General features: G+C 70.8%; 10 protein-coding genes. 6 read left to right on the top strand and 4 right to left on the bottom strand.

Going from position 1 to position 12,636, the window contains the following annotated elements:
* Window positions 1-82 precede the first annotated feature (82 nt).
* Window positions 83-241, bottom strand: a complete 159-nt coding sequence (locus tag A3CE_RS56175; protein ID WP_157376771.1) for a hypothetical protein — start codon at window positions 239-241, stop codon at window positions 83-85.
* Window positions 242-565: 324 nt separating this feature from the next.
* Here A3CE_RS56175 and A3CE_RS0105935 point away from each other — a divergent pair, with 324 nt between their 5' ends.
* Together A3CE_RS0105935 and A3CE_RS0105930 are read left to right on the top strand one after the other, a co-directional pair.
* A complete protein-coding gene (locus A3CE_RS0105935; protein ID WP_020639153.1) occupies window positions 566-928 on the top strand; it encodes a helix-turn-helix domain-containing protein in 363 nt (120 codons plus the stop codon).
* A gap of 170 nt (window positions 929-1,098) precedes the next feature.
* Window positions 1,099-3,147: a tetratricopeptide repeat protein gene (locus tag A3CE_RS0105930; RefSeq protein ID WP_020639152.1), complete on the top strand. Its 2,049-nt coding sequence runs from the start codon at window positions 1,099-1,101 to the stop codon at window positions 3,145-3,147.
* A 209-nt stretch (window positions 3,148-3,356) separates the two neighbouring features.
* Here A3CE_RS0105930 and A3CE_RS0105925 read toward each other — a convergent pair whose 3' ends face one another.
* Window positions 3,357-4,571, bottom strand: a complete 1,215-nt coding sequence (locus A3CE_RS0105925; RefSeq protein ID WP_020639151.1) for a hypothetical protein — start codon at window positions 4,569-4,571, stop codon at window positions 3,357-3,359.
* 281 nt (window positions 4,572-4,852) lie between these two features.
* Between A3CE_RS0105925 and A3CE_RS0105920 the strand changes: the two genes are divergently transcribed.
* Window positions 4,853-7,801 (top strand): AfsR/SARP family transcriptional regulator, encoded by a 2,949-nt coding sequence (locus tag A3CE_RS0105920; protein ID WP_245589437.1) that lies wholly within the window; start codon window positions 4,853-4,855, stop codon window positions 7,799-7,801.
* Between the two features lie 370 nt (window positions 7,802-8,171).
* Here A3CE_RS0105920 and A3CE_RS50245 read toward each other — a convergent pair whose 3' ends face one another.
* Window positions 8,172-8,609 (bottom strand): MFS transporter, encoded by a 438-nt coding sequence (locus A3CE_RS50245; protein WP_169523884.1) that lies wholly within the window; start codon window positions 8,607-8,609, stop codon window positions 8,172-8,174.
* Here A3CE_RS50245 and A3CE_RS59760 point away from each other — a divergent pair.
* The 3 genes from A3CE_RS59760 (at window position 8,491) to A3CE_RS50240 (ending at window position 10,758) form a co-directional block, all read left to right on the top strand.
* Window positions 8,491-8,859 carry a helix-turn-helix domain-containing protein gene (locus A3CE_RS59760; protein WP_376741644.1) on the top strand — a complete coding sequence of 123 codons (369 nt, stop codon included), beginning with the start codon at window positions 8,491-8,493 and terminating at the stop codon, window positions 8,857-8,859. The genes A3CE_RS50245 and A3CE_RS59760 overlap by 119 nt on opposite strands.
* 153 nt (window positions 8,860-9,012) lie before the next feature.
* Window positions 9,013-10,068, top strand: a complete 1,056-nt coding sequence (locus A3CE_RS0105910) for a hypothetical protein (protein ID WP_020639147.1) — start codon at window positions 9,013-9,015, stop codon at window positions 10,066-10,068.
* Window positions 10,069-10,077: 9 nt separating this feature from the next.
* Window positions 10,078-10,758 (top strand): SDR family NAD(P)-dependent oxidoreductase, encoded by a 681-nt coding sequence (locus A3CE_RS50240; protein ID WP_020639146.1) that lies wholly within the window; start codon window positions 10,078-10,080, stop codon window positions 10,756-10,758.
* Between the two features lie 78 nt (window positions 10,759-10,836).
* Here A3CE_RS50240 and A3CE_RS0105900 read toward each other — a convergent pair whose 3' ends face one another.
* Window positions 10,837-12,525, bottom strand: coding sequence for an enoyl-CoA hydratase-related protein (locus tag A3CE_RS0105900; RefSeq protein WP_020639145.1), 1,689 nt, complete (start codon window positions 12,523-12,525; stop codon window positions 10,837-10,839).
* Window positions 12,526-12,636: the final 111 nt, after the last annotated feature.

The raw sequence follows: 12,636 nt of genomic DNA, 5'->3' as shown, positions 1-12,636 counted from the left end.
TCGGCGGACTTCTCGGCGGATGGGTGGAGGCCGCATTGGGCCTGTTCGCTCGGTTACGACCGGAGCACCGCGGCATGGAGGCCTACCGGCGGGGGCCTTCCTGCGCGACGCCGGTGCCCTGCCGGCCGCCGAGCAGCTGTTCCGCAAGGCGCACCGGCTCGGGCCGCTGCTCGTTCAGCAGGCGGATGATCGCCGAGGACGGCAGCAGCCGGTCACCCGGGGTGTTGATCATGCGAGCCATGATCACTCCTCTCAGTAGCGGGAATCGACCGGGAGATCGTCGCGCAGCCTCGCTATCCGTTCGCTATCGAGGAAGACGCTGCCTCGGCGGGTCCTGATGGCGGTACCTGTGATCGACGCATCCGGGATTCCCGCCCGCGCCGCTCCCGGCCGTCGGGTGGCCCGGCGAAATTCGCGATGGTCATCGGCCGTATCCGGCTTCCGATTTTGTAGCCTTGTTTCGGCCATTCACCGGAACGCGCCGTAACTACGGCAGGTGTTCACACGATGTTGACACAGAGACTGTTGCGATCCGCTTCACCAACCAGGATGCGACGGGGACATTATGGACGAAAGGACACCGCACCACCGGACGTTCGCCGATCTCACCCACGATCAACAGGACAACCTGCTCGCCGAGATCTACGCGCGCGGTGCTTCGCTCGCCGAATTGTCGCGCCTGACCGGGCTCAGCTACTCCTGGCTGCGCAGGCGGCTGCTCAAGGCCGGTGTCGAACTGCGCTCCAGACCGGGACCGCGAGAATCGCCTGTCCCACCGGAAATCCTCGTCGAGGAGTATCGGGCCGGGGCGAGTATCCTCGCGCTGGCCGAGAGACACGGGCTGTACTACAAGCGCGTCCGGGAAATTCTGCTGCGCGAAGGTGCCGAGCTGCGACCGTCGACCCGGGCCAAGCCGGAAGACGACTGAAATGTGCGCGGGGTCACAAAACGGTCCGTATTGATTCTGGCGATTTCGACACGGTCTGCTAAGTCCGCGTGCACGTGCACGCGCGTTCGAGTGGAAATGCGGGTGAACCACCGCCACGTACGCGAACCGACGGTAGAACCGAAAGTTCGAGACCTACGGGGAGATCTCGGATGGACGACACACAGGAGCGACCGCCGCCGGTTCAGATCCCGGCTCCGGTGGACGCCTTCGTCGGCCGGGAGGCCGCACTGGATCTGCTGGACCGTACGTGGCGGCGCCGGGCGGACCGCCCGCCCGTCGTCGTTCTGAGCGGCATCGGCGGGGTGGGGAAGACAACGGTCGCCGTGCGCTGGCTGAGCGATCACCGCGACCGGTTCCCCGGCGGCCTCCTCTACACCCCGCTGACCGAGCCCGGTGGCGATCCGGTGTCCACCAGCGAAGTCCTGTTCGGGTTCCTGGTCACGATCGGCGTCCCCGCCGACACGATCCCGCCGCAGCCCGGACAGCGTTCGGCCATGTTCCGGGCCGCCGTCGAGGGCCGGTTCGTCGGCATCCTGCTCGACGACGCCGTCTCCGCCGGCCAGGTGCGTGCCCTGCTGCCCGCCACCGCGTCCGCGATGGTCGTGGTGACGACCCGGCGGCAGCTCACCGGCCTCGCGATGGATGGCGCGGAACTGCTCGACCTCGCCCCGCTGACCCCGGAAGACGCACGGCGGTTGCTGGGCGAAGTGGCCGGACACGAGCGGATCGCCGCGGAACCGGACGCGGCGGGCGCGATCGTCGAGATCTGCGGTGGCCTGCCGCTCGCGCTCGGGATCATCGGCGCGCGGTTGCGCGCCCGTCCGTTGCGGAGCGTGGCCCGGGAGGCGAACACCTACGCGCGTCACCTCGGCGCGGGGACCGGCGCGCCCGACGACGTGCGCGAGGTGCAGGCGGTCTTCGACACTTCGTACGCCGAACTGCCCGAGAGCGCCGCCCGGGTGTACCGCACCTGCGGTCTGCACCCCGGCCCGGACGTCTCGGTGGACGCGCTCGCCGACGTCCTCGGTGAGCCTGCCGCCCAAGTCGAAGACGCCGTCGATACGCTCGTGTCGGTCAACCTCCTCGTCGATGCCGCTGGCGATCGTGTCGCCCAGCACGACCTGCTGCGCCGTGACGCTCGCCTGCGCGCCGAGCGGGAGCTCGAACCCGCCGACCAGCTGACCGTCGTCCGTGGCTTCACCCGCTGGTACCTCGCCCGGGCGCAGGCCGCGGACGACCTGATCCACCCACAGCGTCCCCGGTTCGGCGTGACTCCGCCGGGCGGGAACCGCCAGGCGTTCCCGGACCGCGCAGCCGCGGTGGCCTGGTGGCGGCGTGATCGCCGGTCGATCCGCGCGGTGGTCGACGAGGCCGCCCGGCGGCACTGGGACGAAGAACTCTGGCGGTTCTGCGAAGCGTCGTGGGGGTTCTTCCTGCACCACCGCGACTACGAGCCCTGGCTGGCGATGCACACCGCGGGGGTGGCCGCGGCCCAGCGGTGCGACGTCCCGCTGGTGGAGGCGAGGCTGCGTTCGCAGCTCGGTTTCGCGTACGCGAAGCTGCACCGCTTCGACGATGCCGTCGCGGAAAACCGGATCGCCTTGCACCTCGGCGAGCAGCAGGCGCACGGCCCCACCCGCGCGACCGCGCTCTCCCAGCTCGGGCGCGCGGCTCGCGGCCAGGGGGACCTCCCCGCCGCGCTCGGGTACTACCAGCAAGCCGCACGGCTGCAGGAAGACCTCGGCATCCCCCGCGGAGTGGCCTTGTGCCGGCGCAGGTGCGGCGAGGTGCTGGCCGAACTAGGCCGTGACGAGGAGGCGATCACCGAGCTGGCCGCGGCCGCGAAGGCCATGGCCGAGCTCGGGGACGCGGTCCAGCACGCCAGGGCGGCCACGGCTGCCGCCACGCTGCGATCGCGGCAAGGCCGGCACGACGAAGCCCGGCGAGGCCTCGTGGACGCGCTACGGGTCGTCCGCGATCTCGACTCGCCGTACTACACCGCCGAGGTGCTGTCGGCCCTCGGACAGGCCGAGCGGGAAGCCGGCCACGAGGAGGACGGCCGCCGCCACCGTGCCGAGGCCCGCGAGCTCTACCTCCGGTTGGGAGACCCCCGTGCCGACGAAATCGCGGCCGCGGATGGCCCAGGCGCAGCCGCCGGGGAACACGGCGATCGCGACCTCGGCTCCGGGAGCCGATGACAACGCCCGTGGTGCGGCCAGGATCGCCGCCGCGCGATCACGGGATGGCCGGCACACCAGCACGTCACCCGCCTCCCACCAAGCGCTGGGAGCGTCCTCCGCGACCACCAGCACGTCGGCGGCCCAGCCCGGCCTGCTCAGGTGCAGGTGCCAGACTCCTGGCACGCGGTTTTCGCGCCGGACCACGACCGCGAACCCGCCTCGGCCGGTCACGCGACGTCTCGAAGCGGGTCCGGTGACGGCAGGAACCGGGTACTCGCCATGCCGTCCGGCTCGGGCAACGCGAGGAGCTCGTACATGGCGCGCCGGACGATGGCCGCGGCCTGTCCGGGCCGGGACGTGATCGCCGCCCGGACGACCCGGGCGAGCCGGTCACTCGCCCGCGAAGCGATTTCCTCCTGCAGTGGCAAGGCCATGTTGTACCGCAGCCCGGGAGCGTTGCGGCGCACCAGGTCCGCGATGCTGCCGGAGCGGATCGCCGAGCCGCCGTCCGCGGCGACGGTGACCGGGCGGCCGAGCGCCGCCGCGTAGGCGGTGGTCGAGCCGTAGTCGCCGATCACCCAGTCGGACGCCACCATGGTCGCCTGCCAGCCCTGGTCGGGTGGGATCAGCAGCAGGCCGTCGCGGAGGCAGTCCGCGAACCACGCGGTGACCTGACGCCGGCCATGCACAGTCCACACGTTCGGGTGCAGGACGGCCGCGACGGCGTAGCGGCTGGGTGGCAACGTGTCCCGCAACGCACGGCAGAGCCGGGGAAGCCGCCCGAACACCGAGTCGGCCGACCATGTCGAGCTGACGGTGACCAGACGGCGCCCGGGCTTGATGCCCAGCTCGTGCCGGTAGGTTTCCCGCAGCGCGACACTCTCGAGCATGTCGTCCAGGCAGATATCGCCGACCACCAGGGCCCGAGGCAGTGCTTCCGGGCACGACCGCCGCAGCGCGGCGAGTTCCGCGTCGGTCGCCAGCCCGAGGACGGCGGGCAGGATCCGCCCGCGGTAGGTGAGCAGCTCACGGTCCAGCCCGCTCGCCGGGTTCGTGGCGGCGCCGGCCTTCCGGCTGTAGCGGCGCGACTTGGCCGTCCCCGCTCCGTGCGCGAGGAGCAGGATCGGGCCGTGCAGCTCGTCGAGGTGCCGGTGGCTGGCGGCCAGTACCAGGTCGAAGCGATGGTGCACGGCCTGGTGCCAGGGCAGCAACAGCCCGTGCTGTGCCCGGACGAACTCCTCGACACCGTGCCAGCCGTCCCCGGTATGCGGCACTGTGAACACCGTCTGCACCCGGTGATCCGCCTCCAGCAGCGGCAGTACGTCGAGCAAGCGAGTGCCCGCGGTCATGGTGGGCACGACCACCACCGCGTTCCGGCATCCGGGTCTGGTGACCCGGCGGTCGGCGTCCAGCCCGATCGGCCCACGAATCCACCTGTCCATGTTCGCGCACCCTCCCGTATTCGTCGCGACCATGACGCACAGCGTGCAGCGACGGTTCGACAAGGCCCTTGCGTACTTCGGACAAAAAACTGACAACCACTCGACGGACCGTTTTCTGCGCCCGTTGTTATCCGGTTGTCATGGCGTTCCCGGTCGTCGAGTGCAAAACTCGTCAGGGAAGAGCGGGCGGCCGTGCCACCTCTGCGGGGAGGGGACGCAGAATGGAGATCACGTTCGGAATTCTCGGGCAGACGACTATGCGAATGCACGGGAACCTGAACGTGAGGTGGACGCACCGGCGCGAACGCAACGTCGTCGCCGCGCTGCTGACCCAGCCGGGCCGGCGGATGTCGATCGACGCCCTGGTCGACTGGGCCTGGAACGAGGACGAAGTACGGCCGCGGGAGCCGAGGGGCGCGCTCTACAAGTGCGTCGGCCGGATCCGCCAAGCGCTCGCCCAGGCCGGCGCACCCGTGAAGATCGTCGCGATCAGCGGTGGGTACCAGCTCGAGATCGACCCCGAACTGATCGATTTCCACGCTTTCCGCTCGGCAATGCGGCGAGCCCATGAACTGAGTGACCAGGACGAGCATCGGAAAGCGTGCGAGGCGGCCCGGGCCGCGCTGGCGTTGTGGCGCGACGAACCACTGGCCGGTATCACGTCCGAACCGGCGCGGAATTGGCGAACTTCGGTAACCGTGAATCACTGGATTCCCGCCAACACGTTCCTGCTTTCGGAACTGCTCGCGGTCGGGCGCCCGGACGAGGCACTGCTCCTGCTCGACGAGCTGAGCCACGGGTACGCCACCGAACTCTGGTTCGCCATGCTGCGGCTGCAGGCGCTCACCGCGGTCGGCCGGTATGCGGCTCGCAACGAGTACTACCTCGACATGTACCGGTACTTCCGCAGAACCGGAGACGACCAGGCCGCCGAGGACCTCCGTGCCCTGCAGGACCACCTCCGTGCGCCGGAACCCCTTTCCACGGGAACGGACCCGGCGCCCGCGAACCGGCCCGGCGCACCACCCCCGCCATTGCGTGAACTCCCGCGCGACGTGGCGGGTTTCACCGGCCGCGCGGACGTCCTCGCCGACCTCGACACCGCGTTGACCCCGGCACGCGAGGCCTTCGTGCCGACCGTCGTGGCGGTCACGGGACCCCCGGGTGTCGGCAAGACCAGCACGGTCGTGCATTGGGCGACGAAGGTGGCTTCGCGCTTTCCTGGCGGTGTCATGCTGATCGACCTGCACGGGGTCGGCCCGGCGCCGCGCGTGGAACCCGCCGACGTGGTCGGCGCACTGCTGTGTGCCCTGAACTACCCGGTCGACCAGATCATCGGTGCGGCCGGGCGGGCCGCCCGGCTCCGCAGTCTCCTGAGCGAGCGGCCGATGCTGGTCGTCCTGGACAACGCCGAGGACACCACACACATCGAGCCGCTGCTCGGCGTCCTGTCCGACTGCGCCGTGATCGTCACCGCACGGCGGCGGCTGAAAGCCCTCGCCCGGCGGCACCAGTGCCCGACGCTCACCCTCGCCCCGCTCTCCGGAGAGATGTCGGCCGAGTTGCTTCGCCGGCGGCTGGGGGAGCGGTCGGTGCGCGAACCGGACGCGATCGCCAGGCTCGCCTCGCTGTGCAACGGGTTGCCCCTGGCCCTGACCATCGTCGCCGAACGGGCCGCCAGCCGGGCGGGCAGCCGGCTGCAGACCATCGTCGAGCAGGTCCGCGACCCGGCCACCCTGCTGGCGATGGGGGACGACGGCGACGGCGAAGAGATGAACTTGTACCTGGCGTTCTCCTGGTCCTACCAGTGCCTCGAACCGTCCGCGCAGCAGGCTTTCCGGGTGTTCGGCCTGCACCCCGGTCCCGAAGCCGGCGTCGAGGTGCTGGCCTCGGCCGCCGGTGTCCCGGTGACGGAAGGCCGGCGGGCCCTGGACCTGCTTGTCGCAGCTCATCTCGTCCAGCAGCCGGGCGACGGCGACCGCTACCGCATCCACGACCTGTTCCACCACTTCGCCCGGGCGCTGAACACGCCGGGTATGCCGGTCGACGGGCCGCGCCGGCGGATGGTCGCCTACTACTTGCACACCGCCCACAACGCGCACCGGATCGTCCACCCGCGCGAGCGCGGGCCGAAGATGCCGCCCGTCGAACCGGGGTGCCGGCCCGACCGGTTCACCGATCCACTCGCCGCGATGCGCTGGTGCCTCCGCGAACGCGCGAACCTCACGGCGATGGCCGGCTACGCGGCCGCCCACGGCCTCGATGAGCTCGCCTGGCGGTTTCCGCACGTCACGGGGCCCGTCCTGAACCGCTTCGGATTCTTCGACGACGTGATCGCAACCCTGACCGTCGCTGTCCGGTCCGCCGCCGTGTCGGGCAACGATCTGGCGCGCATGGCCTGCTTGAACGACCTCGGCTACCTCCACCTGCTCGCCGGGCACGACGCGATCGCGGAGACGCACCTGCGGCAGGCCCTCGAACTGGCCACGGCGCACGACGTCGCGTTCGCCGTGCTCACCGTCAAGCTCAACATGGGACACCGGCACCGGCACGCGGGGCGGCTCGATCAGGCGGCGGCGTTGTACGAGGAATGCGCCGTCGCCGCCCGCGAGATCGGGGACGAGGAGCGGCAGGCCAAGGCCGCGCACAACCTGGCCAAGACTCTCGCCGAGCTCGACCAGCCGTTTCGTGCACTCGAGCACCTGCAGCAGGCTCTGCTCCTGCGGCGCGGGCTCGGCGACGCGCCGGGGTTGGTGGAAACGCACACCGAGCTCGTCGGCGTCTACACCGACCTCGCCGAGTTCGGTCCGGCACACGCGCATTGCCGTGCGGCGCTTCCCCTGCTCGAGAGGGTCCGTGATCTGACGGCGGTCATGCGGCTGCACACCGCGCGGGCCAACCTGGCCCTCGCCGAAGGCCGGCTCGACGAGGCACTGCGGTTCGCCAGGGAAGCGGTGGTCTTCGCCGAGCGGTCGCAGACCGCCACCGGAGAAGCCCGTGCGCTCACAGCTCTCGGGCATGTCCTGGCGCGCCGGGGCGACCTGGAACCGGCGCGTACCGCCTGGAGCCGCGCCGCGGGCCTGTACCGCGACCGGGAACGCCACCGCCGCGCCGATCGGGTCGAGCGGCACCTGGCCGAGCTGGAGGCCGCCCCCGACATCCCGGACGCCCGGGTCAGCGACGAGGTTACGGTTTCCCTCCCGGCCCCGTCCAGTCGTCACTCTTCATAGCGCTCTATCGTGTGAATTACTGAACGTCTGCACACTCTCACTAGCTGTTCCGGGCGGCGAACGTGCAGGTGTTGGCCACTTTCGAGAGGACTGTTCCCTCGGACATCCTTACGGACACGACTGTAGGTAAGTAGAGGTCGCCCAGAGGGGTTGCGCCGGGGACGATCATTCCTCTAATGTCCGCGACAACACGGGATTCACTTTGCGTCTCGATTCGAATTATCCCCCTTTGTCGTGAGATGTGGAAGGAAATAGATGTTCTACTGGCTTTGGTTTTGGTGCTAGCGCGTTCGAGGTGCCCGGCGATGCCGGGCACCTCGCCGCTATCGTGACCGGAGCCGGCCGTCCAAGCCGAGGTCCCGCCGGTGCGTCAGGCGCCGCCTGATTGCGAGGGGTCGCCCGTGAACCCGGGCGGGCCAGCGGATCCCGCCGGTGGGTACGGCATGCCGTACGGGAGGGGGTGAACCGGGCGCTTGACGAAGCCGATGACCGCGTTGACGACGAGTGCGAGGAGCAGGAACGGAATCGCGGCCAGCTGGACTACCCGGAAACCCGTCGCTTCGGAAATCAGTCGGCCGATGACCGGCCCGAGCACCAAAGCGAGCACGGCGAGTGCGGCGGTCACGTCGGCGACGACGCCGCGTCGTTCGCGGAGCTTCAGGATCAGCGCGACCGTCGCGCCGGCAGTCGTGCCGGTGCCGAGCCCGGCGAAGGCACGGCCGGCCATCAGGAGCCCGCCGCCGGCGGCGAGGGCAAACGTCTTGAATGACTCCTTCAGGACCTCCGAAGACCTGAATGAGTCATTCAAGACCTTTGGACCGGGGAGCCGGACCCTCGCTCGGCGGTTCACCGAACAACTCGGCACCAGCCCTGGACAGCGGCTGCTCGACCGGCGCCTCGACGCGACACGGGTACTGCCGGAGCAAACGAACCTTCCGGCGGAAGCCATCGCCGCCCGCGTCGGGCTCGCCTCGGCGGTCAACCTGCGCCGCCGTTTCCGGGCGCACTTGGGCACCACACCCGGCGGCTACCGGCAGACCTTCGGTGAAGCCCGGTAGACCGCCGCTGGTCGGTGACCGTCTCTTGATCCACCGTCAACGTGCTTGGCGTGCGCGGGGAATCCGGGACCAGCCCGTCCCTCCGGTTCGGAGGCCGGGGGCCGGGTACGCTGCCGCGGCCGAGCACTTTGTACCGACTGGGGGCAGCGAGCCATGGACATCGCTTCCGACGTGGACCGGGTCCGCGTCTACGAACCCGTGCCGAACGTGCCGTCGGGGGCCGAGGCGCTGTTCGCCGGGTACATCCGGCAGCTGACCAGGGCGACCGTTCTCCGCATGGTGCTCAGCGGTGCGCTTTTCGCCTTCGGCGTTCTCCTCGCGTCGGCCGGACAGCGGGGGAGCGTGTTGCCCTACGTCTACTTTGTCGCCTTCGGCGGTTCGCTGGCGATGTGGACTTACGTCCTGAGCCTCTACCGGCGGGTGCAGCGCCTCTTCGGGGAGCCGTACCACCGGCTCGACGTTGCCCCGGACGGGATGCTGGTGAAGGGGTCGCGGGTGTCCGTGCGGCTGCCGGACGGGCGGTGGCTGCGGACCGGCCGGATCCCCGACGGGCCGCGGGCGCAGCTGGCGGGCGAGCGGCGGCTGTGGGTGCTCGGCGGCGGGCGGCGGGTGTTCGTCCGCTTGCCCGGCGCGATGTGGTTGCGGGCCGGGCGGATCGAGGACGCGCCGCTGCCGGGGGCGACGTCCGCGGAACTCGTTTCGCGCCACCCCACGCCGCCGCGGCATGATCCGGTGCTCGCCGCGAACCGGGCTTTCCGGATCCGGCGGACGGTCCTCTCCGGGGTGGTGTTCCTGGTGCTGGGCGGGGCGGGATTGGCCTTCGTGGCGAACACGCGGGTCGACCCGTACGCCGTCGTGGACCCGGCCGCGGTGGGCGGCGTCGCCGGCGGCAGCGGGGTGCTGGTGTTGCTGGGGCTGCTGATGCTCGTCGGCGTCCTGCGGCTCCGCCCGATCACCGAGGACGTCTGGGTGGAGCTGAGGGTCGCGCTCGACACGCAGTTCGTGCCGCGCACGCGCGGCGTGGCCCGGCTGACCGGCTGGGCGCTGCACCCGGACGGCCGGCAGACGCGGTTCCGGCTCGTCGCCGACGTCTCCCTGGCCGCGAACGTGGCGGCGACCGGTCAGCTGTGGTTGCAGGGCTACCCGCGGCCGGGCAAACCGGCGAAGGCCGGCCTTCCGGGTTATCCCTACGGGGGCAGCTTCCGGTAGGAAGGGTTCATGGCACGCGTGTTTGTCACCGGTTCAGCCGACGGCCTCGGTCTCGCGGTTGCCCGGACCCTGTCGGACGAAGGGCATGAGGTCGTCGTTCATGCCCGCAGCCGCGAACGGCTCGAGGCGGTGGCCGCCCTGCTGGAGCGGGGCGCCGCCGCGGTGGTGGGAGATCTGTCCGATCCGGACCAGACGCGGGCCGTCGCCGAGCAGGTGAACGAACTCGGCCCGATGGACGCGGTGATCCACAATGCGGGCGTCTACAGTGGCGCGCTCGTCCTGCCGGTCAACGTCGTCGCGCCCTATCTGCTGACCGCGCTCATCCGGCGTCCGGCACGCCTGGTGTACCTGAGCAGCGGCATGCACCAGGGTGGCCGGCCGGACCTGCGCGGCCGGGACTGGACCGGCCGGCGCGTGACTGCGTCCTATTCGGACAGCAAGCTGTTCGTGACGGCGCTGGCGGCCGCCGTCGCCAGGCGGTGGCCCGAGGTGTGCAGCAATGCCGTCGACCCGGGCTGGGTCCCGACGAAGATGGGCGGCCCGGGCGCCCCCGACGATCTCCGGCTCGGCCACCTGACCCAGGAGTGGCTCGCCACCGGTGACGACCCGCGGGCCCGCACCAGTGGCGGCTACTGGCACCACCAGGAACTGCTCGACCCGCACCCCGCGGTGCGCGACGAGCAGTTCTAAGACGAGCTCCTGGCCGAGCTCGCGGCCTTCACCGGAACGAGCCTGTGAACCCGAACGGTGAACGCGTGCGGCCCGTGGTCAGCTGACGGGTGCCATCCGGGGAAGCCGTGGGGCCGGCAACTGAGGCGTTTCCGGTCCGGCGGGCTCTCCGGTGAGGAAGGCGTGCCTGGCGTGGGCGAAGCCGCGGCGGTCGTCGAAGATGTCGTGGCTCATTTCGGCGAGCTCCCGTATCCGGTAGGTGTCCAGGGGTCTGCGTTGTTCGTCGGCTTCCCGGGTGGCGCGTTTGCGGTGGAGCAGGACATCCGCGTGGCCGCCGGCGGCGAGTTCGGTCGCGTGGTCCAGCACGGCCGCGGCGAATTCCGCGCGGTCGCTTCCGGCGAGGTGGTCGACGAGCCCGATTTCGGCCGCTTCGGCGGCGGTGACCGGATCGCAGTGGGTGGTCAGCCGGTCCGCCTGGTCTTCGCCGACGCGGTGCGGCAGCACGTAGGTCCAGTACTCCGAGCCGTACAGGCCCATCTTCCGGTAGTGCGGGTTGAGCAGGACGCCGTCCCGGGCGATCACCTTGTCGGCGCCGAGTGCCAGCATCACTCCGCCCGCGCCCGCGTCGCCGGCGAGCGCGGACACCACGAGCTGGCCGGTGCAGCCGATGATTTCCCGGCAGAGGTCGTCGATCGCGGTGATGTTCCGCCACGCTTCCGCCGCGGGATCCGGGTGCGCGTCGATGACGCCCAGGTGCAGGCCGTTGGAAAACACTTCGCCACCCGCGAGAACCAGGACGGCGGTGTCCTGTGCGGCCGCGTGTCGTACGGCCGCGGTGAGGCGACGGCAGTGGGCGGTGGACATCGCGCCGTTGTAGAACGCGAAGTGCACCCATCCCACCTTGCCCACCCGCCGGTAGCCGATTTCGCGGAGGCTCGGCGGGACGGTGGCCTGCGGCGTGTCGGGGAGGCTGCCGTCGAGAGCGAGCGCGGCGGGGAGTTTGACCGTCGGGCGCGGGGCGTCGGGTGCCAGCCGGCGCGCTTGCCCGATCCAGAGCGCGCCGTCGCCGGTGCGGACCAGGATCGCGTTCTGGCGCCGTCCCGCGATGGTGCCGGGTTCGCCGGGTGCGGCTTCTCCGGGGTGGGCGTCGAACACCGCGACCGGCACCCCGGACAGTTCGGTGTGGACTCCGGGACGGCCGTCCGCGGCGCGAATGCGGCGCAGGATGTGGCCGGTCGGGTCACCCCAGGAGAAGGACCGGTCGGCTTGCCGGACCAAGGGACGGACCACGCCCGTCCGGCGGTCCTGGCGTCGTGGCGTGAACCCGGGGTCTTGGGCTTTGGCCGTCACCTCGCCGATCAGGCTCATCGCGGCGTCGGTCACCTCGGTGTTGTAGAGGGTGCTCTTGCGCGGCGGGTCGGCCGGCATCCGGAACACCCGCGTGCCCCAGATCGGCCCGCCGTCGAGGTCGCCGGTGGCCTGCAGGGCGGTCACGCCCCAGGTGGGCTCGGCGTCCATGATGGCCCAGTCGAGTGCGGACGGACCGCGGTCACCTTCGGGGCCGGGATGGATGATGATCGTGCGGTAGCGCCGCCAGACCACCTCGGGAACCCGGCGGCGCAGGAACGGGCAGATGATCAGTTCGGGGTCGGTGGCCGCCGCCGCGGCGGCGATTTCCTGGGGATCGCGCACGATCCGGATCGCGACGCGGTGGCCGCGGGCGCGCAGGTGGAGCCACGCGCGCTGGCTGAGACCGTTGAACGCCGAGCACAACAGCAGAATTTTCACCGGGCCTCCGTCCGGCTATTCGACAATCGTCGACGGCACAAAGGGTTGACGGTACCCGAAACGGCAACGGGCGCGACGCGGCCAAAGGTGTAAGTGCATTCGGCCAACCGG

It is taken from the genome of Amycolatopsis balhimycina FH 1894 (genome assembly GCF_000384295.1).
Classification (GTDB): Bacteria; Actinomycetota; Actinomycetes; order Mycobacteriales; family Pseudonocardiaceae; genus Amycolatopsis; species Amycolatopsis balhimycina.
This window is presented reverse-complemented; position numbering and strand designations above follow the sequence as displayed.

Bases quoted from the DNA above. Each gene is read 5' to 3' on its own strand.
- A3CE_RS0105910 (WP_020639147.1), top strand. From the start codon at position 9,013: ATGGACATCGCTTCCGACGTGGACCGGGTCCGCGTCTACGAACCCGTG.
- A3CE_RS0105935 (WP_020639153.1), top strand. From the start codon at position 566: ATGGACGAAAGGACACCGCACCACCGGACGTTCGCCGATCTCACCCAC.
- A3CE_RS50240 (WP_020639146.1), top strand. From the start codon at position 10,078: ATGGCACGCGTGTTTGTCACCGGTTCAGCCGACGGCCTCGGTCTCGCG.
- A3CE_RS56175 (WP_157376771.1), bottom strand. From the start codon at position 241: ATGGCTCGCATGATCAACACCCCGGGTGACCGGCTGCTGCCGTCCTCG.
- A3CE_RS0105930 (WP_020639152.1), top strand. From the start codon at position 1,099: ATGGACGACACACAGGAGCGACCGCCGCCGGTTCAGATCCCGGCTCCG.
- A3CE_RS0105925 (WP_020639151.1), bottom strand. From the start codon at position 4,571: ATGGACAGGTGGATTCGTGGGCCGATCGGGCTGGACGCCGACCGCCGG.